This window comes from Paenibacillus plantarum, from assembly GCF_013141695.1.
Taxonomy (GTDB): Bacteria; Bacillota; Bacilli; order Paenibacillales; family NBRC-103111; genus Paenibacillus_E; species Paenibacillus_E plantarum.
The window spans coordinates 139,948-164,266 of record NZ_WHNY01000005.1 but is presented as its reverse complement, the minus strand read 5'-3'; the positions used below and the strand labels follow the sequence as shown (position 1 = coordinate 164,266).

Annotated in this window: 21 protein-coding genes; 5 read left to right on the top strand and 16 right to left on the bottom strand. The window is 41.1% G+C overall.

All coding sequences use genetic code 11. From position 1 onward, the window contains the following. Nucleotides 1–9 precede the first annotated feature (9 nt). Nucleotides 10–3,189 carry a discoidin domain-containing protein gene (locus GC096_RS02030; protein WP_171628640.1) on the bottom strand — a complete coding sequence of 1,060 codons (3,180 nt, stop codon included), beginning with the start codon at nt 3,187–3,189 and terminating at the stop codon, nt 10–12. A gap of 293 nt (nt 3,190–3,482) precedes the next feature. Beyond that, nucleotides 3,483–4,535: a family 43 glycosylhydrolase gene (locus GC096_RS02025; protein ID WP_171628639.1), complete on the bottom strand. Its 1,053-nt coding sequence runs from the start codon at nt 4,533–4,535 to the stop codon at nt 3,483–3,485. A gap of 580 nt (nt 4,536–5,115) precedes the next feature. Between GC096_RS02025 and GC096_RS02020 the strand changes: the two genes are divergently transcribed. Beyond that, nucleotides 5,116–8,295 (top strand): alpha-L-rhamnosidase-related protein, encoded by a 3,180-nt coding sequence (locus GC096_RS02020; RefSeq protein ID WP_216626005.1) that lies wholly within the window; start codon nt 5,116–5,118, stop codon nt 8,293–8,295. Nucleotides 8,296–8,597: 302 nt separating this feature from the next. On the opposite strand, the gene GC096_RS02015 is transcribed toward GC096_RS02020, so the two are convergent. After that, nucleotides 8,598–8,966: a hypothetical protein gene (locus GC096_RS02015; RefSeq protein ID WP_171628638.1), complete on the bottom strand. Its 369-nt coding sequence runs from the start codon at nt 8,964–8,966 to the stop codon at nt 8,598–8,600. 148 nt (nt 8,967–9,114) lie between these two features. Between GC096_RS02015 and GC096_RS02010 the strand changes: the two genes are divergently transcribed. Then, nucleotides 9,115–9,465 carry a helix-turn-helix domain-containing protein gene (locus GC096_RS02010; RefSeq protein ID WP_171628637.1) on the top strand — a complete coding sequence of 117 codons (351 nt, stop codon included), beginning with the start codon at nt 9,115–9,117 and terminating at the stop codon, nt 9,463–9,465. A gap of 17 nt (nt 9,466–9,482) precedes the next feature. Here GC096_RS02010 and GC096_RS02005 read toward each other — a convergent pair whose 3' ends face one another. The 6 genes from GC096_RS02005 to GC096_RS01980 all read right to left on the bottom strand — a co-directional run bounded on the left by GC096_RS02005 (nt 9,483) and on the right by GC096_RS01980 (nt 17,674). After that, a complete protein-coding gene (locus GC096_RS02005) occupies nt 9,483–9,851 on the bottom strand; it encodes a hypothetical protein (protein WP_171628636.1) in 369 nt (122 codons plus the stop codon). 144 nt (nt 9,852–9,995) lie between these two features. Continuing rightward, nucleotides 9,996–11,813: a TnsD family Tn7-like transposition protein gene (locus tag GC096_RS02000; protein ID WP_312886164.1), complete on the bottom strand. Its 1,818-nt coding sequence runs from the start codon at nt 11,811–11,813 to the stop codon at nt 9,996–9,998. A 178-nt stretch (nt 11,814–11,991) separates the two neighbouring features. Beyond that, on the bottom strand, nt 11,992–12,945 hold the full coding sequence (locus GC096_RS01995; protein ID WP_171628634.1) for a TnsD family Tn7-like transposition protein: 954 nt from the start codon (nt 12,943–12,945) through the stop codon (nt 11,992–11,994). Between the two features lie 15 nt (nt 12,946–12,960). Next, nucleotides 12,961–14,709 carry an ATP-binding protein gene (locus GC096_RS01990; protein WP_171628633.1) on the bottom strand — a complete coding sequence of 583 codons (1,749 nt, stop codon included), beginning with the start codon at nt 14,707–14,709 and terminating at the stop codon, nt 12,961–12,963. Continuing rightward, the gene (locus GC096_RS01985) at nt 14,706–16,868 is read right to left on the bottom strand and encodes a TnsB C-terminal domain-containing protein (protein WP_171628632.1); all 2,163 of its coding nucleotides are present in this window, start codon (nt 16,866–16,868) and stop codon (nt 14,706–14,708) included. Before GC096_RS01985 ends, GC096_RS01990 begins: the two co-directional genes overlap by 4 nt. Next, nucleotides 16,865–17,674: a TnsA endonuclease C-terminal domain-containing protein gene (locus tag GC096_RS01980; protein ID WP_171628631.1), complete on the bottom strand. Its 810-nt coding sequence runs from the start codon at nt 17,672–17,674 to the stop codon at nt 16,865–16,867. Before GC096_RS01980 ends, GC096_RS01985 begins: the two co-directional genes overlap by 4 nt. A gap of 333 nt (nt 17,675–18,007) precedes the next feature. On the opposite strand from GC096_RS01980, the gene GC096_RS01975 reads away from it, so the two are divergent. From GC096_RS01975 to clpP, 3 genes are all read left to right on the top strand, one after another. After that, on the top strand, nt 18,008–18,601 hold the full coding sequence (locus GC096_RS01975; RefSeq protein WP_171628630.1) for an ArsR/SmtB family transcription factor: 594 nt from the start codon (nt 18,008–18,010) through the stop codon (nt 18,599–18,601). A 13-nt stretch (nt 18,602–18,614) separates the two neighbouring features. Then, nucleotides 18,615–18,938, top strand: coding sequence for a hypothetical protein (locus tag GC096_RS01970; protein WP_171628629.1), 324 nt, complete (start codon nt 18,615–18,617; stop codon nt 18,936–18,938). A gap of 65 nt (nt 18,939–19,003) precedes the next feature. Continuing rightward, nucleotides 19,004–19,585 (top strand): ATP-dependent Clp endopeptidase proteolytic subunit ClpP, encoded by a 582-nt coding sequence (gene clpP / locus GC096_RS01965; RefSeq protein WP_171628628.1) that lies wholly within the window; start codon nt 19,004–19,006, stop codon nt 19,583–19,585. 75 nt (nt 19,586–19,660) lie between these two features. On the opposite strand, the gene GC096_RS01960 is transcribed toward clpP, so the two are convergent. The 7 genes from GC096_RS01960 to GC096_RS01930 all read right to left on the bottom strand — a co-directional run bounded on the left by GC096_RS01960 (nt 19,661) and on the right by GC096_RS01930 (nt 24,300). After that, nucleotides 19,661–20,683: a family 16 glycosylhydrolase gene (locus GC096_RS01960; protein ID WP_171628627.1), complete on the bottom strand. Its 1,023-nt coding sequence runs from the start codon at nt 20,681–20,683 to the stop codon at nt 19,661–19,663. Then, nucleotides 20,652–21,059 (bottom strand): LamG domain-containing protein, encoded by a 408-nt coding sequence (locus tag GC096_RS01955; protein WP_171628626.1) that lies wholly within the window; start codon nt 21,057–21,059, stop codon nt 20,652–20,654. The genes GC096_RS01960 and GC096_RS01955 overlap by 32 nt, the downstream gene beginning before the upstream one ends. A 427-nt stretch (nt 21,060–21,486) precedes the next feature. Further along, complete coding sequence (locus tag GC096_RS01950; RefSeq protein ID WP_171628625.1) at nt 21,487–22,671, bottom strand: M24 family metallopeptidase; 1,185 nt, start codon at nt 22,669–22,671, stop codon at nt 21,487–21,489. A gap of 395 nt (nt 22,672–23,066) precedes the next feature. After that, nucleotides 23,067–23,549, bottom strand: a complete 483-nt coding sequence (locus tag GC096_RS01945; RefSeq protein ID WP_171628624.1) for a hypothetical protein — start codon at nt 23,547–23,549, stop codon at nt 23,067–23,069. A gap of 16 nt (nt 23,550–23,565) precedes the next feature. Next, a complete protein-coding gene (locus GC096_RS01940) occupies nt 23,566–23,991 on the bottom strand; it encodes a hypothetical protein (RefSeq protein ID WP_171628623.1) in 426 nt (141 codons plus the stop codon). Continuing rightward, nucleotides 23,988–24,134: a hypothetical protein gene (locus GC096_RS01935; protein WP_171628622.1), complete on the bottom strand. Its 147-nt coding sequence runs from the start codon at nt 24,132–24,134 to the stop codon at nt 23,988–23,990. Before GC096_RS01935 ends, GC096_RS01940 begins: the two co-directional genes overlap by 4 nt. 16 nt (nt 24,135–24,150) lie before the next feature. Continuing rightward, nucleotides 24,151–24,300 carry a hypothetical protein gene (locus GC096_RS01930; protein ID WP_171628621.1) on the bottom strand — a complete coding sequence of 50 codons (150 nt, stop codon included), beginning with the start codon at nt 24,298–24,300 and terminating at the stop codon, nt 24,151–24,153. Between the last annotated feature and the right edge of the window lie 19 nt (nt 24,301–24,319).

The window sequence follows — 24,319 nt, the reverse complement described above, 5'->3', positions numbered from 1 at the left end:
ATTTCTTATTTAATGATACACATTAAACTCACCAATCGTCCACTGGTGCCAAGCATTTACCCCCGTTTGGTGGACATTAATAAATCGTGCGTTCTGTGTTGGGAATTTAATTCTTGTGATCGGTTGCCCTGTGGTAGATCCTTGAGCAACAAGCGTCCAGGCTCCGCCATTCGAAACATATACCTCATAATTGGCCGGTGCATCCGTTGGATAGGCATTCGGATTACCCGCAACTAGAGGAGCTGCGTTCAATTCAACCATGCTGAATGATTGAGTCGAGCCTAGATCGATCTGGAAGAATTCGTTGCCGGCTTGACTGGATCCGGTCCTCCATGCTGTCCCTAATGTGCCGTCAATCGCATTTGACGGAGACCCGCTTCCTGAAACCGACGCAGTTGCAGTCCAACCGCTGTGATTAATTGGATTGCCCACAGAAGGTGCCATCTGAACTCCAAATACATTGAATTCATGTATCGACCACCATGAGTTTGTAGAACTTCCGGTCTGCGTTACTTTGATGTAACGCGCAGTATCAACCGGAAAGCTGATGACGTTATCCTGTGCTGGGATCGAACCCTTGGCTACCATCTTCCAGTTGGTTCCGTCCATGGAGATGTTTACCTCGTAGCCAGGCGGATAATCACCAATCGATGTCGCCGCATTTAACTCAATTCCACTGATTGTATTAATTTTCTTCATATCGATCTGGAACCATTGTCCTGGGGCGGGTGCAGATCCGTTAGTCCAACGGGTTGTTAAATTATTGTCTAGCGTGTTAGCAGCAGAACTATTAGGATCTGGTGAACCAATTGCTGTCCATCCAGAACGATTTAACAGTAAAGGATTCTGATTATAAACATGAAATTCTGCAATCGACCACCAGACATTACTAGCACTACCTGTTTGGGTAACTTTAATATAGCGTGCCGTCTGAGATGGGAAGCTAACTAGGTTATCTTGTCCGATACCTACTCCTGTAGCAATTGGAGTCCCCCAGTTAACGCCGTCGTTAGATACAGAAACACTATATCCACGAGGGTAGTCACCAACACTAGGTCCTGTGTTCATATCTATTTTGTTGAACGTTCTCGTAGCGCCCATGTCAACCTGGAACCATTGTCCAGGCGCGGGCGCGGTACCGTTGGACCAGCGCGTTTCCAAATTGCCATCCAGCGCTTTAGATGCAGAACCGTTCTGTTCAGTCGACGAGGCGCTTGCCGTCCATCCGTTTGTCGGAAGAATACCATTCTTGCTATTAAAAAGTGATACATTCGCGATCGTCCAACCTCTAGTTGCACTTCCCGTCAGCTGAATTTTTATATGCTGCTTTGTTTGTGAGCCGAAAGAAATATTTGTCATTCCATTAGAACCTATTCCACTGGCTACTGCGCTGCCCCAGTTGACGCCGTCATTTGACGTAAACACTTGGTAACTGCCCGGACTGTCGCCTCCATATAGAGAACCTTGATTCAAACTGATTTGGTCGAAGGTTTGAGCTGAACCCAGGTTCAACGAGAATGATTGACCATTTGCTTGATTTGCACCGCTGTTCCATAGCGTTTCCGTACTGTCATCAATTGCTTGCGTTGCAGAATAAGCGCTGTTAGTTAGACTTGCTGACGCTGTCCATCCGCTACGTGTCAAAGCTTCTCCAGTATTTGGTGTCCAGCGATACGTTGCCACCGTATCACCAGGTATCGTATCTACAATCTGACCATCCGGAGTGGCAATTTTAATCGTTTTAGCTGGGGTGTTCATGAATGTACTATTATGCGAATCTGGAATCCGATTAACTACAACCATCACAATTGTACCATCTGGGTTCTTAAACGCGACATTAGAGATATTGCCGATTTGCGTACCTGAGCTGTCGATGCGGACCGCTCCAGGCTGAATGAATCGGGAGAACTGCCCAAAAGTGTAGTAGTAGGCGTTAAGCTTGAAAGTACTGTTCCCTGGTGTTCCAGCCCACGAAAGTTGCGTATCGGTCCAGAAGTCTGGGTTGTCGTTGCTAGAGACTTGTTGCCAGAAACCAGGTCCAGGTCCAGGCATGAACTCCGCGAAGCTTAACCAGTAGTCATAGCTGCTTATCCAATTACGGAAATACTCGACGAGTTGCGCCGATCCGTTTGTGATCTCCGTTACGTGTAACGTCTTGTCTGGATATTGATAATGTATCATGGAAGGATGTACAAGTACTTGTCCGCCATAATTGTGGAAACCGACGCCGTCAATATAAGCACTCGCGTTGGCATTCTTCAAAACAGGCTCCGCAAAATTGAAGGTATCCGTTTCATTGTCATCGTGAGACCAGATTTTTGTTTTAATCCCATTCGCTGCAAATGCTTGCCCTAATGTGACAGCAAAGTCTGCCTGCTCCGAAGCTGTCCACAGAGTAGTTGGATAAAGTCTCGGAACATTCGGCTCATTAGCTAGAGAAACTGTATAAATTGGAATACCCAGGTTGGCATAAGCCTGAATATATTTCACAAAGTAATTAGCCAAAGTACCGTAGTATTGAGGAAGCACGTGTCCGAGGCCATTTTGCGCCTGTTGATCCGTAATTATCATAGAATTATTGTCTTTCATCCAACCCGGTGGCGACCAAATGGAAGCAAAAAACTTGAGGTTTGGATTGATTGCCAACATTTGCTGCAATGTCGCTATCGTTCCGGCATCTATGTCTTTCTGAATCGAAAAGTTCGTTAGATTAGGATCTGCTATGCCACCGTTGTCGTCATATGACCAGAAACCATTATCTGGTTTGGTAGTGTCAAAAGACGAGCATGCGTCGGAACAGCCAATAGTAAGGCGCATCAAATTGTAATTGTTACCGACATTTGGATCTACTAGCGCTTTCAAAGCATTCGTTTTATCAGTTGCACTAAGTCGATTAAGCTCATAGACATCAGAATTAAGCATCGTTCCGCCAAATCCAACAAATGATTGGTACGTGATGGACGGGTCAACCTGAATCGTCGCATCAACGGCAGTATTGTCGATTTGAGCTAACGTCTTGCTCGGTTGTACTGAAAGTTTGTAGTTTCCAGAGTTGTTATTATAAGAGCTGTAAGTGACTTGCACTGCACCCCCGCTCCCGCTTGCCAGTGCTGTAGTCCCTGGAATCGCTAACATGGAAAATGCAAGTGTAAATACTAAATTTAATGACAATATTGCTTTCTTCTTCATATTACACCTCCGTATTTTTGGGCTATTCATCCGCACATGCAAATCTAAGCAATGCTATCCGACCCTATTGCCACTATTACCCCCTATTCAAAAATGTTCTCCTAATTTGATTGCAAAGAAATGTTTGCGCTTTCTTCTTTGTCAGTATATTATCACTGACTCCTAGCGTATATAGCACTTTTTGAAGAAACGTTGCCTTATATTTGTGAATTATAGGCTTCAAATTAAGCAACAGCATCCTCGAAAGATGAGGATGCTGTTGCTGTTCTATGCCTTATTATTAAGAGTTAGATTTATTCATAGTCTTCAATGCGCCATTCATCATGCCAATCCAGATAAGCCATTTTCCCGTCAAAGCGGAATGGCAGCCACACAAAATCCGACTTAGTTGTATCCACCGGATTAAAATGATCTACAGTAGGATCCATTCCCTTTTTAGGGTTGAAAATTCTGTCAAACCTCTCTGCAGCTTCCTCATACGTAGTCGGATTTCCTGGTGTATGCTCTGTTACCCAGCGGTCGGCTAGGGCAATGTATAGATCCTTTTTGAGTGGATGCTTGAATACCGAACAAATCTGGGATCCGAATGAAGTGTTCGTCGCATCCCCCACATGTGGATTCCCCAACACTTCAAAAGGGCCATGATAAAGGCTAGAGCATGCTACTTCGGAAGGATTTGGGAAATACCCTGTTGTTCCAGAAGTCACTAGGTAATGTAGCCCATCACGATAAAAGTGCGCTGGTGCTTCCCTTACATATGGAGGATGGGACTGCGGGAAGTGCGTCGAATAATATCCGGTAACGTCCGTATAGTCATCGGTAAGATCGGCACATATCATCTCACTATGAACTCTCTCGAAGTAATAATATGCTTTACCGTCACTCGGGTTTACAACCATATCAAAATCCCCTGCACTCATACCAAGAGGTTTGATACCCTCTTTTACAATCGTATATGGACCTAAAAAGTCGTCTGCGACTAGAACTGTCGATTTCTGAGACGCGTCCGGCTGCATGATCTTCAACCAGCAAACATATTTCTTCGTGAAGCGGTTGTAAATTATATGTGGTCTATCAAGAAATTTTGAAGGATGCAGGGGAGAACTTTCATCCTCAAGATTAGGTGGAATGATCAACCCTTTGTCCTCCCAATTATACAAATCTTGAGAAGCGTAGGCTCGGACCCCCCAATGCCAAATGTTGCTACCAGGCTTCGATTTTTCCTTGTTTTCTCCATACCAATAGAATGTACCATCAATATAAATAATGGATCCTCCATGCGAGTGTATTCTTTTCCCTTCGGTGTCCAGCCAAACTTGTCCTGGTTTAATTGAATTATTGGTCACTACACTATTCCTCCTATTATGAAACACAATAAATGCTTCTTCACAAAAATTGTATTATAAAACTCTGGAATAATCACTGACCTTCTCTTTAGATTTGTTGCCCTTTCTTTAGAACTTATCCGACTATACCTAATCTAATTTTATCTCGACTACCGATGTTCACCATAATTCCCTGCTCTATCTCAACAAACTTATTTCCCATCGACTTCGACTAGCATAAGCTCGAAATCATCACCAAAAAATTAGAAAACATCTATAAAAAGGTCAACGAATACAAAGAGAGTCCAATATAATTCTTCTTTACTGCACTATATAATTCACAGTGTGATACTAATAAGCTGAAATCCTATCGAGTTTAGGTGTTAGAGATAGCTAAATAATAATTAGAATAAAATGATAACGCTTCCAGTTTTCAAGTAATTTTGTAATATTTATATCCTTATAAAGGAGGTGATGATTGTCAATAAATTATTTTGTTTTAATTTTACATTAGTTCGAGAGTTTGTTATTAAAGGATGCAATTATTTCGAAATTTCAAAGTAAGGATTCAGAATTGGATTAATTGAAAAGGATGTGTTCTATGATGAAATTATTCTCCTCAAATCATCGACGTCAAATGAAAATCTCACTAAACTTATTTATCTGTATGTTTTTATTATTTTCTATGTTGCCTACATTCGTTTCACCAAAACCAGTTCAGGCCGCAACTTGGACTGCTAAGTGGATTTGGGACTCAACACATGTCTATAATCAATGGGCCTCGTTTCGTAAAACAGTTACACTATCTTCTGCACCGACCTCAGCCATAACTCAGATTGCTGCGGATACGAAATATTGGTTGTATGTGAACGGGAATTTAGTAGTTTTTGAAGGTGGACTAAAGCGGGGACCTAATCCGTCGGATTCCTATTATGACGAGATTGATCTTAAAAACTATTTGACTGCAGGTACCAATACGATTGCTGTTCTAGTTTGGTACTATGGTAAAACTGGATTTTCTTATAACGACAGCGGAGATGCAGCATTTATGTTTCAATCCAATATCGTAGCGGGCACAACCACAACGGTTAACTCGGATGCAAGTTGGAAAGTGAAGCCACATCCGGGATATAGCACAGACCTTAGTGGTGGTCAACCAAATTATCGTTTACCAGAGAGTAATATTTATTACAATGCTCAAAATGCAACGAGTATGTCGAATTGGATGAACAGTGGTTATAATGATAGCTCCTGGGTTGCAGCTACAGAAAAGGGTACAGTAGGAGTTTCGCCTTGGGGTAATTTAGTGAAGCGCCCCATTCCTTTCTTTAAATATACAGGGTTAATGCCCTATACAAACGCTACTCCTTCTTATGGAACAGGTACCACCCCCATTAAGATGAATTTGCCATCCAATTTACAAGTCACTCCTTATCTGCAGGTTAACGCGCCAGCAGGGGCTGTAATAGGTATTCAGACAGATCACTATGCTGATGGCGGCAATGGAACAGATTTTAATGTACGATCGACCTATATTACTACAGGAGGTATACAAGAATTCGAATCGTTGGGTTGGATGTCAGGAACCGCTGTTGAATATACGATTCCAAGCAATGTGCAAATTCTTGGTTTAAAGTATCGTGAAAGTGGCTATAACACTAACTTTGTCGGATCCTTTCAAAGTGATGACACATTTTTTAATACTTTATGGAATAAATCTGCAAGAACGATGTATCTCAATATGCGGGACAACTATATGGACACTCCAACTCGCGAAAGGGCACAATGGTGGGGTGATGTGGTAAACGAGATGAAACAGGGTTTCTACGTTTTTGATACTAACTCTTACGCTCTCGGTAAGAAGGCGATCTCGGAGTTAGTCAATTGGCAGAAGCCTACAGGCGAATTATATGCTCCCATTCCGTCTAAAGGCTTCAATAATGAACTGCCACCACAAATGCTTGCTTCCATTTGGACTTTTTGGCAATATTATATGTATACTGGGGATGCAAGTGCGATAAATTCAACTTATAATAGCATAAAAACTTACATGAACCTTTGGACGATAGATGCTAATGGCTTAATCAATCACCGACCTGGAGATTGGGATTGGGAAGATTGGGGATCTGATATTGATGCAAGAGTATTAGATAATTCACTGTATTATCTCGCATTAGATACAACCATTAAATTGGCTAATTTAACAGGAAATACAGGGGACGTCGCCTTTTGGCAGGGCAAAAAGAACAGTATTTCAAATAACTTCAATAACATATTATGGAATACAACTAATCAAGAATACCGTTCACCCGGTTATACAGGGGATACAGATGATCGTGCGAATGCAATGGCTGTAGTCGCGGGGTTAGCTGATACAAGCAAGTATGCTGCTATAACGAATGTATTGAACGTCCACAAGAATGCAAGTCCTTACATGGAGTTCTATGTATTGGAAGCATTATATAAGATGGGGTCTGTAGATAGTGCGCTTGCTAGAATGAAAGATCGCTATGCAGGACAAGTAAGTGATCCGGGATACACATTATTTGAATTTTGGACTAAAGGCGGTTGGGGAACGGATAATCATGGCTGGAATGGCGGACCACTGTATGTCCTCTCCGCTTATGCTTCTGGGGTTCGTCCAACTCAGCCGGGATATACAAGCTACCAAATAACCCCCCAAATGGGCAGCCTTAAAACGATTCAATCAACAGTGCCTACCATTAAAGGTAACATTATTGTGAGTCTTACTCATGATAAACCAAGTCATTTTGCAATGAATGTTACTTCACCAGGAGGCACGACAGCATCCATTGCAATACCTAAATTTGGAATGAACAATAATACAATCACAGCAAACGGAACAACAGTGTATAGTGGCGGCGCTCCAACAGGCAGCATTTCGGGATTAACATATCTAAGCGCGGATAACAATTACGTTTATTTCCAAATTAGTCCAGGTACATGGAGTTTTAATGAAACAGGAACATCATGGCCTAACAATGACGAACTGCCAGCTGGGTTTACTTATTGTGGTACCGAAGGAGCAACTTGCACATTTAGTGGTACCGCCACAGTTGCCTTCGGAGCAGGCAAATATAATTTTCTTAATAAGACCACCAGTACAGCATGTAATGCTGCCACGTTTGGTGATCCAGCAAGCGGATTATTGAAGTCCTGTTATGTAGCACCATCAGGAGGTCCAAGTGGATACACTCTATGCGCAGCGGAGAATGGACTATGTTCTTTCAGTGGACCTTCTATGGTGGCATTTGGAGCAAACGGAGCTTTCAGTTATAAAATCGCTAATAATGGGACCGCATGTAATGTTGCTACATTCGGCAATGACCCGTTACCCTCGCTGACAAAAAACTGTTACCTCGCACCTTCTGGTGCGCCGACAAGCGATTGGACACAATGTGCTACAGAAGCTGGTACTTGTACTGTCACCGGTACCCAGAATGTGTTGTACGGTGCGAAAGGTGCTTTTGCCTCTTTGGTTACAGGAACAACGACTTGTGATAATGTTGCTTTCGGTTCCGATCCAATTAGCGGTGTCGCCAAAGCGTGTTATGTCCGAACAGGAGCCCCCACCGGCTATAGTACACTCTGTGCTGTCGAGAATGGTACTTGCAGTTTTACCGGTCCCCGGACCGTTGCTTTTGGGGCGGCAGATAACTATACTTACCGTACTTTCTACAATGGGACAGCATGTAACGTAGCTGCATTTGGAAACGATCCTATCCTGTATTCAGGGAAGAGTTGTTATATCACGCCTTAAGATGGGGTCAATTCAAGAAGTTAAATTTATTGGTAAGCAAATTGGACTTAAAACTAGATTTCCTAGCTTATTTAAAAAGTTATTCCTTCTCGCTATCATACTCACGAATTGTTACCTCCGTAGCGATAACTGGTTAATTAACGAACCCCTAGACTAGAAAAAAAGTGGTTGTTCACAAAAGTGAACAACCACTAACGAACTTTATTTATCACCACAACAAACATCTTGAAATACTTGACATCATATTAATATATCCACAATCTACACAAATTTTATTAACATTTTGCTTGTGGATAATGTGACTAACTTGCCTCCTCCTCCTTCCAAATACCATTCATTCCATCTACCTTCCACTCAAGCTTTCGCATATATTCAATCATTTCTTGCAGTGTAGTATGTGTAACAAATCCTGGAACTGTCTTTCTTTCAACATTAATCTTCTTTTCAAATACAGAGCTTTCCTTCATAAGAATGCAACAGCGGTCGTTTTTAAACTTTCTTAACATTTCTAAAAAGTGGTTCCAACACTCTAGCTGTTTGTGCATTTGATTTAAGCGATAAAAGTGATCACAGTTATTAGTAAATGGATAGTCATAATACTTTTTATTACGTTCTATATTTAAATTAAGTGTGTGAATGCTTTTTTCCACATTGGTTATTAATTCATCCATATAAAACTCCTTGTTTTAAAAAGTATAACTTTGGATTCATTTGATGAATTAAATCTTGATACTTATTTACATTATATAAATAGTGCTTTTTAACCTATTACTATAAACGTATCCCTTATCTACACTTTAAAATAAAGGTGGGATACTAATGTCAACTTTACTAATTCGTTTAGGTGAAACTATACGCAATTTGAGGAAACTAAAAGGTTTTTCACAAGAAGAGTTAGGTGAAATGTCTGGATTTCATTTTACCTACATTGGTGGATTAGAAAGAGGCGAACGTAATATTTCGTTAACTAACTTAGAGAAAGTGGCAGAGTGTTTATCTGTCACATTATCTGATTTATTACGAACTGCTGAATCCAATGATGAAAAAACATACACTTCATTACATGAGGCAGCGGCACATGAAATCACAAGTACATTACAAAGGCTTAATGATAATGAAATCACGATGTTTAGGAATATTCTAAGAGAAGTATTAAAAACTTTTAAATAAGCTGCACTAACATAAATTCAACTACAGTTATTGTGATTACTTACTATAACTCTACGTTGAATTTTTCTTTTTTTATGCAGTTTAAAGTCTCGCTTTAGTAATTGGATGTTTTTTTGATAATTTTGAATCTCTTCTTGAGTCATCGTTAGATCCTCTTGAATTATGTTTGCATAACAATACTTCCAACCTTCAAGTTTAACCAGAATTTTATTTGACAATAGCGGCTCGTAAAGTACCTCCACTTTCTTTCCCCCCTCTATGCAGTTTGCTGGGTTGAATAATCTCTGTTTTAAAGCCATTCGACAAGAGTAGTAGTTTCCTTTAAATAAAAATCCCTTTGTTGTAATAATTGCTTCATCGCAAAGCATATAATCAATTTGTTCCACATTTATAACCTCCCCTATTAATCTATGATATTTATAGTATTACCAAAAAGTAGACTAATAATACTTTTTTGCATCATTACCGCAATACTTTATTACAAAAAAGCTGTATCCTCTATAACTGAGGACACAGCTTTCAAACGTTTTTTAAATGTTTCTGTCGCTTTGGTAGTCTTCAATTTTTTGCATCACCCACTCTATAACTTCTGGGGAAGCATTTTTATAACCATGATGTAATCGATTAATTATTAACGACCATGTAAGAGTTATATATCGGGGAGAATTTTCAAAACGGTTTAAAATAATCGGAAATATCCTCTTTAGGTAAGTTTCCTGATTTTCCGATAATTCTAGTAATAATTTGTTAGTCTTAATAAAGCAATTTTTTTTTATACCTGTAAGCCTACAAAATATCAACTTCGATGTATGCTTCAAAATAACTATCTTTGTAATCCGTTGAACGGAATTTTCAACGCGTAATTGCTCATATGCTATTAATACAGAATCATACGCTTCAATATCCAATTGATCATAGTTCCGATATTTAAATAAATTTACTTTACATTGAGGTAGCAGATTTTCCATCCAATCTCTTTTAATCTTCATTAGCCTATCGTATTTTCCTACACCAAATTCCTTTCTAACTTCACCTCTGGATGTAAAGCTTTTTTTGTACATGAATTTTTCAAACTCATTTTGAAGTGTTTCTACACTGTACTTTGTTTTACAACGAGCCGGATCTAAAATATTTAGTTTGAATTTTTTTATTGTCTGTGTGTACGATCCTACTTTTTTAGAAATAGATTGTAGCGACCTGTTCTCGGAAAGCATTTTAGTAACTGTTTCCCTCCAAAGAAAGCCAAAATCTACTATTTTAAACTTTTTGGCAGAATTATCTTTATAGGATTCAAATCGCTGAACATAAGAATAACCACAAATAGTGCATGTAAACCGTCCATAAATATGCTGTTTAACAGTTCTAATACATTCATTTATCACAGGTAAATTGTGTGAAGGGCAGATTTTGTTCATACATAACCACGGCCCCTTATCAAAGGGTAATTTTGTTGAATATTCAAAATTACACACTATTAACTTTTTAAAGTCACCAATTAAAAACTTAATAAGAAACAAATACAAATAAATATTAATATAAACGTTATTTGGAGTAAAAAGCTTACCAATAGTAGTTCGTTCTAAAAGATCATCCTTATTTATTCCATATTTATGTAATAAATCCTTACCAAAAAATGCTACCATATCCTCTATTACCTTGCTCTTAAGTATTGCTCCCTTAAATTCAATATATCCTAACTTTGCTAGTACAGGAACTAGCTTCTCAATTAAACTTTTAGCATCAATCTCGCCATAATGATTAATCATCAACCTAAAACTTTCGACTATCCAGGTCATAGAAGGATCAGGTTCAGCGGTTTGTAAACCATTGTTATGAACCTCATGTCCAGAAGTACACCTTGGCACTAGCGCTAAACTTAGGTCCCCTTTCGATGAATAATATTCACCACACAAATCACAGCATGTAATTAGGTTACATTTGTGAATCATACAAATATCAATATACCGTAATTGATGCTCCCGATGGGGGTAACACATGCCATATTCATTATCGTCCATTTTCATACACTCCGGACAATATCTAATTTTATCATGAAATATTCTCCAAGCAGACATGAAAGAAGTAGGTCTACTAATTAAAGTCTCCCACTTTGAACGTTCTATAAATGGCATTAAAAATGGAAGATACGTATGATACCTTATAAAATTCCCTCTACTTTCTTTATCTTTATAGGATAAATCCAAAAAATAGTCTAGCTTAGGAAATATTTTATTCTTATTAGGTTTTACGGAAAATAACTCAGTAGCAGAATTAAAAAAATTCTCATTGCTGCTCTCAACATGGAACCTATATACCAGACTACGTATATCCTCATCTGGGAATTGAATTGGTAAATTTAAAATAAAAACCCCTCCTAATATTTTTAGAAGGGGTTAAAGATTATTGAATTTAATAAAACCACCTCCCTACTAATAAGTATTGGAAGCATTATATTTAATATACAAAATGTCAAAAATCAATACTATAGGTATTAGTTTAAAATACGTACTTATATTCATTGAATTTCTAAGCAGCCTCACGAACTTCATCATAAAAGTTAGTAATAGATCCAAATATAAACCGAATAAATAATATATGTTTAATAGGATGGGATACATTTTTTTTACTATTAAAAAAATGTTGTACCCAATTAATATTAGATAACTCACACTCTAGTAGTTTGAGAGTAGGCTTGGCGTAGAAGCTAATAAAATCATTAACAAGATCACTCTGATTTAACCTTCCAGTCAATGAGCAATATTTGGTTTTACTTATGCGTTCTCTGTATAGCTGTTGCCATTGATGCCCAGTAGCAATTGCACTAAAAACGTATGTAATGTCTTGGCTTATTGTTATCAACTCTAATTGAGCCCTGTATTCGTCTAAGGACACAACCTGGCTAACTATATCGCGTGAAAAATCATGCCCACACTTGCAAAAGCGCTGTATTATTATAAAATTGTTTTGTGTCTCAAATCTGAAATTACAACTTGGACAACACTTTTTTAATCTTTTACAATGCTTTGGACAATATAGAACCCCAGGAGCTTGATGTAGTCTATGCCAGTAGGGAAACCCGTACTTCAAATCATCCTCTCTAACACAATCTGAACAAAAGTTTAATCCTTGTTGCCACAAATTATTTTTGATACCTAAAATAAAATGTGGTAGATATTTTAATGTTCCATTAATCATTTGAAGAATGATTTTAGATTGTTCGTCCTCTAAAAACGATCGAAATAATGGGTATATTGTATGCTTCTCAAGAATCTCGTTACTGCACAACATACCCCACTTATTGTTATATCTCTTGACAAAGTTATCAAGGTGGGAAGGCAACATACATCTAGTTTTAAGACCAGCAATTCCAAAAAGATCCTTCATTGTTTGACTAGTAGTTTCGTTTCCACTCTCGTTATGATAACGCGCGCAGCAGCTATAAAAAAGCTCATCTGGAAGCATTTCTGGAAATGAGATCATATTCTCACCTTCCTATTAATGAACGAACTCTAATGGGTCTTTAATCAAACCGGTACCAAATAGCGACTCTTCAATTGACATTTTTTTTTGCTCGCCGACTTTAACTATATATCGAATATCAGATACCTCCATTAGCGGGAGTTCTCCCTTACTCTTTTTTAATTTAGGGAACTGTGTTACCTTATTTTTCTTCTGACTACGAGAGCTAGTATCTTCAGATTCCATTACCATTTTTGCAACATGCTGATACATGGAGTTTAAATCTCCCATACCATTACTTGAGTCATAAACTTTCTGAGCAATAGACTCGGCCTCTTCAATGCTATTAGACATTTTACTGGCAAACGCAATTAGATCTTTTAAAATGCTATTTCCATTCTTTTGTTGAAGTGCACGCTCATGTTCTTGAGCAAGTTTACCATGAACAAAAACTCGGTGAGCAGCATTTTTAAAATACTCATTAAGATCGGTCCAGTTTAACTCTACATTTTCGAATTCAATTAGTACTGCTGATTCTCCTCTACGTACCCTATCAAACATAGGCTGAAGCAGTTTCAAACTTTTACTAGCCACAGAGTTAATTAAACTCTCTGTGATTCGCTCGTCACCTCCGTTTACCATTGCTTGGCACTGTACATGCATAAATAATTTAACTGCTATATCTGGAATACCAATACAATGATAGTACATTAACGATTTGAATTCTTCGGTCAAAGGCACTTTTGAAAGGGTATATTGAAAATCCCACAAAGCTTCGATAAAATCATCCCATTCTGTTATTGCCTTTTCCCCATTCTCAAATACTTCTCCTTCGACCATCCGATCAGTAATATTCTCCACGTAGCTATCTGGTATTGCTCTCCTTGTGTTAGCCAGAGAACTTTTAAACAAATATAAGGACTTAAGGGTTCCCACAATTACAACAGGAATGCCTATCGTATTAGTAAGCTCTGTAATAAATTCAATCATTCTTTCATCTCCGCCTGAATGTGCGCGGTGCACTTTTTGAATTTCATCTATTACTAGAACTCCAAGGTGTATTTGGTTGGCAACTTTAACCATCCGCTGTGCAAGAACTTCGATTGTCCCCCCTTTCTCTCCGAATTTTTCATAAAAATTCGCTCCAGGACCTAAAGCTTTATCTACCGCCGCGAAGAAGTTCCTGCTTAATTGGGCAAGCGATTTACTACTTGGGCACTCTATATGAAGCCAAACAACCTGAGTTTTCGTTAATTGTCTTCCCTTGTATGACTTGTGATGAATAACCTGAGGAAACAACTGCAAAATTCTCTTATTCGTCACACTCTTCCCCATGCCGCTAAGACCAATGTCTGCAAACCCTTCAGCTGTATGATTCACTCCTGCAATATTTCTGCCATCTTCATCAATTCCAGCAGCGAACACTTTATCCAAACCGAGAGCGTATTGCCTGTTATAGCTTGGTGAGTATGGATTTCTAGACTGATATCCTATCTTTAACATATTGTAATATTGACGATACCGGTAAAAGTGTGAGGATAATGGGAGCCAAAAACTCTTTCGAATTTGCTGAACCAAAGCCAAACGGTCTTCAATATCTAACTTTGAAACATCACCTTTATATTGGGGGGCACTATAGAGCGCCTCATATAGTTTATTTGCATTTAAACGATCTGGTATTGCTTCAATAAGGGCATTCCCTTGATTCTCCGGGATTACCTGTTCATTGTATTCTGCATCGCAGTGGTAACCTGTAAGATAATCTTCGTTTTCAAGATTATTCACGCATGTAAACTCCTATTCTTTTCTTTATGTTTGCCCCTTAAGAACTCACTTAATTTATTCTCGGAAGGCAATTGAGTATTGCTTTCAGCCTTCTCAACAATTTCTGATACTTTATTAACAACTTCATGAGGTTGCTCTGGCCATTGATTTGTAAACGCATCGGTTCTTTTCCTAGAATTCGCTTCTTGGACTCTGGCTTCACGTTTTCCTATGGGCTTATCTGTCTCTGATGCTTTTGCAGCTTTTTTTGCTTCGATATCTGCTTTAATATGTGGCTTTACCATCGCACGTCTATCTGCCTTTGCTTGCTTATTATTATTAGATAGTCCTTTGTATTCTTGCTTCCTAAACTCAAAAATTGCTTTAGCATCGTCAAGACTCAATCCCCTATATTCGTTAAATTTTTCCGTTAAGGAGCAGTACAATAGTTTACCTGTTTTTAAACGAATTAATATTACACTACAATCTCGTGGATCATATGAAACCTCAATTTCTTTATTACCTTCTATCGATTCACTTACGAACCATCCTACTTCTTCCCCTTCTTTACACGTATAACATAATTTAGTGTTTGCTTTTAGCTCCAGACCAAATCGAGTAACTTTTGCAGTCATTTTTGGTAGAAGCGTATAATGGATCAAATTCTTAGGACGCTCATGGAGTAAGTTCTTACTAGTGCCCCATTCCCAGAGTCCGTTAGGCGTAAGTTTAACATGCTCCTTGAACATTTCTGGACTTACTACGAACTCACGAGGGAGTGACATTTTATTAAAAGCAATGATATGCTCGATCATAAATATATTAAAAGTATCTAAAGTTATTGCCGCAGTATCATCTGGCTTAGAATCACCTGGTTCGCGTTTATCCTTTAAAATTGCACCGTAATTATGGAAGAAATCCCTAATCGTTTTATTAGTTATATGAAAATGCTGTTCAATTACGCCTTTCAAATCAGGCCGGTATGAGGGCGTATTAGCAATATCAACACCGATACCTACTAGTCCATTCGGATATTTACTTTTCATCTCACCTCGGTCAGCAACAATATTCCGTGGTAGATGGTAGCAATCCCATTCTTCAGGATCAATATCGACTCCGTACTTTTTGCAAAACTCAACTTTATCTGTGACTGCATTCTCCAGTGCCATCATAGCCCCTTCAACCCAACTTGCATGATTAACACTCGCATTGAACCCAACTACTTTTCGAGAAAAGACATCTTTTACAATAAATAAAATTGGCCTACCAATAGGTGTTTTATTATCGATTGCTAATAATGATATATCCGCAGGAGTAGAATCGATTTGGTAGAGATAACCTGGGCCTTCAATGTACATACTGTTGCTCCCCAATAATGCCCTAAAATCTTTTTTCATTCTTCGTTGACCTAGTGAGTGTCCTTTTCTTTCCCTAACTGAGTAGTTTTTATTGTACCAATATCGGAACTGCTTCTCTGAAGGAGCTTTGGTTTCATCAATTAGTGGTGACAGTTTTCCTCTTTTTCTATAATAAGAATCTGGATAATAATGCTCACACATCCTTTGGTGAGTTTCAATTATGTCTGTTTTTTCAGCTATACGGAATTTTTCTACCGCTTTTTGAAAGTTAACAAAGTCTTTATCATCTAGAATTTTAATATTCTTTCCTTTGCGCCCAGGTCTCGTTTTATATTCCCTAACCTCACCTTCAGCACCGGAGTCGAAATAATTTGGCAGCAAACCGTTAATGCATTTCCCATAAAACCAATAACGCTTTAAGAGATCATAAAGGACGTTATACCCTGCTCCTGTTTTATTTTTTATATTCTGGAAAAGCTTCATTCGTTCAGCTGAAAAGTATATATCCGGTTCTACATATACGGTATCCTTAATTAGATTCCATTTATCGTTTAACTTCTTTGCATACTTCTCTAGGTATTCATTTGAAGGATTAATGATATGGAAATCTTGTTCATATTCGACTTTTTCCGCTTTAGAATCTTTCAAATCGTTTTTTAAATCTTCCATTTTCATAAGGTACGGCAATTCCATTTTCTTCGAATTAGTAATATTAATGACAAAAAGCTCTTCTGAATTTGGAGAAATCCAACATACACGAATAAATGTATTACTTTCACCTAAGCCTGCTAAAAGCTTAATGACGGTATTTACATATATCATTTCACAGCCTCCTTACTTATATATAGAGGGTAGGCATTTCTTATTAATTTTTGCATATCTGTATGAATGACTTTGTTTGCTAACAAGTGTTTTAGAATAAACATACAAGAACCCGAATCTAAGCCATATTTGATATCCGCACTTAAACAAAGTTTCTGAATGGGAGTCGCGGCTGCATCTTCAATAAGAAGTTGAATAAATGAACTCTTTATATACTCTACCAATTCAATGTCTAATCCAATGCGACTTTCAAGAGATCTTCCATCAAAGATCCAATCTATATTTCTAACTATAATGGAAGGTATCCTTGATTCAAGAATAATTCCCCACTCAATACCTTGTTCCTCAAAATAACGTCTCTCTATTTCAAAAAGCTCAAGTGTTCTTGATGTTAAGTCAGTTACTACCTTAACTGTTCTTACAATATCCCTTAACCCCGTCGATGTTCGAATAGTTATGATAAAGTCTGTTGTTTGATATACCGGAACATTGTCAATATGTGCATGTGGTATATGCAACTGCTCAGCTATTTCTATTGTTCTCTCGATTTGAAGAGGATACTGTTCTCTTATGTCCATTACGACATCCATCCAGTTTAGTAGCATGAGATATTTATACTCTACTTTTGAAAGAGTGTGATGAATTCTTTCAGCTTTCCAACCGAGTGATCGAGTGAGATAGCCATCACCTGGAGTCTTGTTATCACTTGCTTGAATAAAAGGGATATAATCTTTTCCAGTTCCTTGACCGCGTCCATCTTTCATTTTATTTTCTTGATATTTTCTTACAGAGTTACCTCTAGTCATGTTTTCACTCTCCTCCTAAGGATAAAAACAAAAGCCCCGACCAAATTGTTGGTCGGGGCCCTGGTGTACTCGATACTAATTTCGAAGAATAGTATCGCTGCTCTAATGGTTTAATAATATCTTTCCCTCAAATATCACCAGCTAAACCTCCTATTTCAAAACTTTATTTGTCATTTCAAAACTTTGTTTGTCATTTCAAAACTTTATTGTCAATTTCAAAACTAATTTGTCATCCAACAAGGTGGTTTGTTCCCCGCCCATTGACTTTCCCATCTCCACGTAATAAAATATTTGTACGTAACATATAATTTGTACACGGAGGCTATCCACTCCATGCCACAAGACAAAGAGATACGAGACAGCTACTACATCGAGTCCCCTGAGCAGGCGACTGTGCTGCTTAACCCGCTTCGCGGAGAAATCATCGCGCAGCTCTTAGAGCCGGGATCCGCCGCGGAAGTGGCACGCACCTTAGGCGAGACGGCCCAACGCATCAACTATCATCTGAAAGCGTTGGAGAAAGCCGGCTTAGTTACGCGCGTAGGCACACGCCAAGTACGCAATCTGGTTGAGGTGCTTTACCGTTCAATCGCTAAGACCTTTGTACTGGCCGAATCTCTCAGTATGAAGCCTGAAACCTTGCAAAAACTGAAGGATCAGAGCTCGCTCGCCCATCTCGTGACGACTTCCGAGCGAATCCGCCGAGATGCTATGCTGCTCATGGAGCAGTCGGATGTCGGTGAAGTGATTCCAAGCGCGACACTGCAGCTTCAAGTGCAGCTATGCACGGAGCAACAGCGACATGCATTCATTGAAGAATACACGGCAATGGCCCAGCAGTTAGTGCAACGCTACGCAGGTGTTCGAGGAGACGTTCAAGATACCTATCAGGTATTACTGACCGTTTATCCCAAGCCAAAGGAATGAGGAGGCAATTACCATGAATCATGAGTATGAGCATGAGCAAGCACAGGAGAAACAAACAAGTCTACCACAGCAGGATACTGCTCTATCATCCGTATCACCTGTCATCGCTTGGGAACAGCCCCCCGCCAAATCAAGCGATTCCTCCAAAAGCAAAATCATTCAGCTTGAATCTTATCGCCGACAAGATGCCGCATCCATAGATTCCGAAGCAACCGTTACGGTTCGCGAGTTCCCTTCTTTTCAAAATGAAGAACCTATTCGACTCATCATGGTTTCCTCTGGATTTGGACAGAAGACCACCGTGCATACCAATACAATCCAATGCAAAGCCGCTTAATGGGCTAAACCATTTAGCAGCTTAAACAAAATAAATCGATCTTCATTATAGAAAGGATGATTTCAATGAGCTTCATACCTATGGTCGTCGAACAAACCGCGCGTGGAGAGCGCTCGTATGATATTTACTCCAGATTGCTGAAAGACCGCATCGTATTCCTTGGCACAGAAGTTAATGATCAAGTTGCAAATGCGATTATTGCCCAGCTTTTGTTCCTTTCCGCAGAGGATCCTGAGAAAGATATTTCGCTCTACATCAACTCACCAGGCGGATCTACGTCAGCTGGTCTGGCGATTTATGACACGATGAACTTCATCAAACCCGATGTATCCACGATCTGCGTAGGTATGGCCGCGTCCATGGGCGCTGTTCTGCTAACAGCTGGTGCTCCGGGTAAACGTTTTGCGCTGCCGAATGCCGAAGTCATGATTCACCAACCTTGGGGAGGCGCACAGGGGCAAGCGAGTGATATTCATATCCGAGCTCAACATATTCTCAAAACGCGCAGAGTTCTCAACGGTATCCTTTCCCAAACCACCAAACAACCAATCGAGAAGATCGAGCTAGACTCAGATCGCGATTACTTCTTAGATGCCGAAGATGCACGCGTATATGGGTTGATCGATAAGGTGATTACGCGGATTTAACGAATATTTTCGAAAATGAAATAGACTACTAAAGAGCTAACCCCCTTTGGTAGTCTTTCGTTTTATTTCATAGCATTAATAATTGTGGCCTGCGCCGACATCATCGTATTTGGCATCCGCGTTAAACGTGCGTAGACCGATACTGCCTGTGGAAATCGAGCTATCGGTGATTCCGCTGATTTTCTTCACACCATCCAAATAGCCATCCAAGCTATTCTCAATCATCACAAGCTTGAGCGTATACCAGGTGTTCAAATTCACAGTAACGGCGATCTCCTGAAGCAGTGTAAATATCTCGCTACTTTTTTTGTACAGCTGGAGCTTATCCCCCGTGTTATTTAAGCGCAGCATATAATAATTATTGGCATCTTGATACCGTCCGATCACCCCCGCCCCACCGTTGGCCGTTGCTATTTTTACTTTAGACTCGACGAAATAGTTGTGCCACAGTGTGTTGCCATTCGTAACAATTCCCTCACCCGTTGTTGCACTTTGTCGAAAGACTTTGGAGGAATCCGTTACCACGCTCCAGCTGCCAAGTCCCGTTGTCCAGTCTGTTGCACTGCCGTCCTCAAAATTATCTCTGAGCAAATCAGCTGGTGGTGTGGCGTTCGGATCTCTTTTGTACGCACGGAAGTAATCAACTGCGAACTCCTTGGGATAGGCAATCGTCGTATCCAGTGGCCCCGTCCATCCCGCATTTTCATAGATACCTAAGTAGAAATTCATCCGATAATTCGGCGAATAAGAATACGTGCGTTTAAGTTGATTATCCACATAAAGTTTGATCCCTGAGGCATCCCATTCCATCGCATAAATGTGATACTCCGTCGTCATATCGAATCCTACATTCACAGATCCGGCTGAATCCGTTGCATTTGGATCATCCCATTTGTAGAAATTCATCAAAGTTTGCTGTGCATTTCTGCCTGGATGCTCCGAGATATCCACTTCCAGCTCTTGCCACGCCTCATCTTCTACACCTGTTGCCCAAAAAGCAGTATGCATGCCGCTACCTTTCTGAGACTTAGCTCTGACTTCAAAATAACCATACTGCGTCGCATATTTAATATCTGTCGGGATGTGTTGATAGATCATCCAAATGCAGATAATCTTTGGCCGCCGTTTGAATGGAAGAAACCTTGGTCGTTCCGCCTGCCTTATAGGTTAACTGATCTGGCAGAATTTGAAGCACAATTGCACCATCCCTAAATATGTAGTTGGCTTGCGAGCGTTCCGTTGTCGTCCGAGCTTCTAGAAACTTAGGAATCCACAAACTCTGGTTCAAACTGGTGCCATTAAACTCATCGTTCGTGTCTAAGATCCAACCAGGCTTATTAATTGGATTCGCTGGAAAATCAGCTGCCTCCGCCTTCGGTGCTTGCAAGGCTTGTGGAAACAAGAGCGCCGCGACAAAGAAGAGTGTCCATGCACTTTTTATTATTTTTTTGCCTATCTTCTTCCTGAGCATCATTCATTTATCCCTCCTAAATAAATTGTAATCGCTATCATGCTATGACAATTCCCCAGCTGACATGTCCGTTCAGACTTGTCCATTCAGAAAAAAAGAGACCCGCGTGATAGGAACCACGCAGATCTCTTTAACATAGTAAAAGAATAATTCCACATTTGTCTTATTGTTCATTGTGGAACTGAGCTGAGGGGGATAGAGGGGATAGATTCTGCTAGGAGCACTATCCCCTTGGCTCAGGATAGGGGGCGATTTTGGCTGAACTGAGTTAAGGGGATAGTGGTGATAGTCACCATCACGACCGACATACAGCTATACCCTCCCCCACTCACTTGGCACAAAATGCAAAACCCTGCTGTCCGTTTCCGAAGAAACAGGGCAGCAGGGTTCGCCTTACGCCGACACGAAGTCCCGCAAGACTTCGTTCAGCTTATAGACGCCGTATCCCATCACGGGATACCGTCAATTTCTCGTATCCATCTTCGGTGATCAGATACGTATCTTCTACACCGACGACACCTCGCCCAGGGAAGGTGAACTTGGGCTCGATCGCGATGACCATGCCGGGCGCCAGCGGGTATTTGAAGCCCTTGGCGAGAACGGGCAACTCGTCGATTTCGAGCCCGATGCCATGACCAAGGAATTTCACTTGGTCAGCTCCGTACCCCATGAAGTGGGCGCTCAGCTCAGCTTCCTGCACTTGATCCAGCGCGAGCAGATACAGATGCTCGGCGATGGTGCCCGGCTGCAGCCTGGCTTCCGTGGCGCGGAGGACCTCCTCCGCCACATCATAAGCTCGCTGCAGCTCAGGGTCCAGATCTCCGATCACGAGCGTACGCGTCTGATCGATCAAGTACCCGTCGATGGTGCAGCCAATATCGACGAGAATCGGTTCGCCGCGCTTAATCAGCGCGCGGCCCGAGCTCTGCGGGCTGGACGGGTGGAGCCCCGTGCCCCCGGCCGGCCCGTCAAAATAGGTGGGCACCGCTGCCGATGCGCCTGACGCGACCATTCCGGTGATTAACTCGGAATTGTACGCGCGCATGCGCATCAGCCCTTGGTGCCCGCGCAGCCTGAGCTGATGCTCGATAAGCGCCATCAGCTCAAATTCTGCCATCCCCTCACGAATGTGGGGGATGACCGCCTCCAGCGCGCCGTCCGCGACGCGCGCTGCCTCCCGAATCGCCGTGACTTCGTCCGGCGATTTGATCATGCGCTGCTCTCGCACGAGCAGCGAGCCGTCCTCCCAGACCGCGCCGGGCAGCGCGGTCTGCAAGCGCATGTACAGCTGGACGGGTAACACGTCCAGCTCTGTCGCTATACGCAGCGGATCTCCCGCCGCTGCGTCACCGCCAATGCGAGCGCGAAGCCGCTCGCCGAGCGTTTTCCATGAGCCGAGCGCTTCGACGGCCGCTGCCGCTTCCTCCTCCGCTCGTACTAAGCTTCGACGGACGAGATAGATCGCTTCGCCCTCCGTCGGAATGAACAAATACCCCGTCTGCATCGAGCCGCAGTAATAATATATATCGACATTGTGCGTGACCAGGAAGCCTGACCACCCTCGCTTACGCATCTCATTTTGCAGCCACTGCTGCCTTTGCTCAAAAATTGTCATAGAAATCGACTCCTATACGCCGTAGATTCACACCTCACCTCCATTATACATCCAAATAACCTTTACCGCTCTAGCAGTACTCTAACGGTACTCTACCTCTACCTCTCCCCCCTACTCTTTACTCTAACCGCACTCTACCGGCACTCTACCACTAGCTACATCAACCAACTTCAACGAAAATAAATGGATTTCCTGTATCTAATTTGTCCACTTTTGGGCTCTTTTGCAGAATAACTGGATTTCCTCCAGCTATTTTCCTCGAATTTTACCTAATTGAGTGATTACGAGGAAATTAGCTGTACATTTTCCATCTATACTTCAATACTCATCATTTCCACTCGTATTAGCTGTATGTTTTCCAGTTAAACGGCGCTAGCTGAGCCGATCCCCATCCCTCAATACACCATCTCCGCAGACGCCTTAATCGTCCACGTAATCGGTTGCAAAACCGCATACGTCCGCGGAAAAACCAACCGAATAAACATAATGACACCAGGGCGTTCCAGCGTGACCGTGTAATCCTGAGCATCATCGCGATACGTATAGGGAAATATTTCCCCCTCATTAACAACCTTAAATAAGTCAACCACCACCGCGCTCTGCAAAAACGTATCCGGCAAGGGCTCATTGTCCGCATCTAATCGTAAATTGGCCTGCAGATACGCCATTGCCGCCTCTCTTGCTCTCGTATCATCAATCGCATGAATTCCTTGTGCAAGTTTCGCTTCATCACTTTGTTGAGCAGCCGCATGCACAGCATTGTTCAGCCCATGTTTTCCCTGAAACACGGTATGCATGGCCAACTCTTCATCCGTTTGTAGCCCATAGAGCGACATAAACACCACGCTCATTAACACCATTAATAGCAGCTTGTACACGCCATTCCCTCAACTCTCATGGCACATATTCACTCATTTTCATACCCGTCGCACCCATTCGATCGGAAGCCATCGGCACCGAAATGCCGACCAGCTGATCAATGACAAAAAGCCGCTGATACGGATATGTAATCGTTAACCGCAAGCCCGTTCCACGCCAGACCGGTGCACTTGCATCCATGCCACCAACGCCTGAGTTGGTAGCCACCATATAGGCCAGCTCATCAACCAAGAAACCTCTTTCCGCCATACGTCCCTTGGATTCGGCTATCATCGCTGCATTGATATACCCATGGCTGCCATTCGCTCCGACCTCGAGCAAATAATCGACTTCCTTTTGCAACACCGCCTGCCGAACAATAATGATATGCTTGTACACTGGCGCGAACATGAACCAACAGAGCAGAGACGCAAAAAGAATAAACACCAAAATCTGCTTCATGGATTAATCCGCTCAATGGATCCACTAATTCTAGCCCCGCTATCGCTAACCTGCTTGCGAGTTCCCGTACTTCCCCCAACAACATCCATATAGATGCCGATAACAACAATCATCAACAGCACTGTTACAAGAATAGACCTCATACATGACCTGCCATCTCTATGGTGTAAGTGCTGTAATATTCGTATTCGCTGTCGTCCCATGGGTCCCGATATTTCGTCTCATTCCTGTTGATCCATCATTAATAATCGTTGTAAATAATAAAGCCACCACAATCAACATCATCACCGTTACCAAAATATTTCTCATCTACTTTCTCTCCCATCGC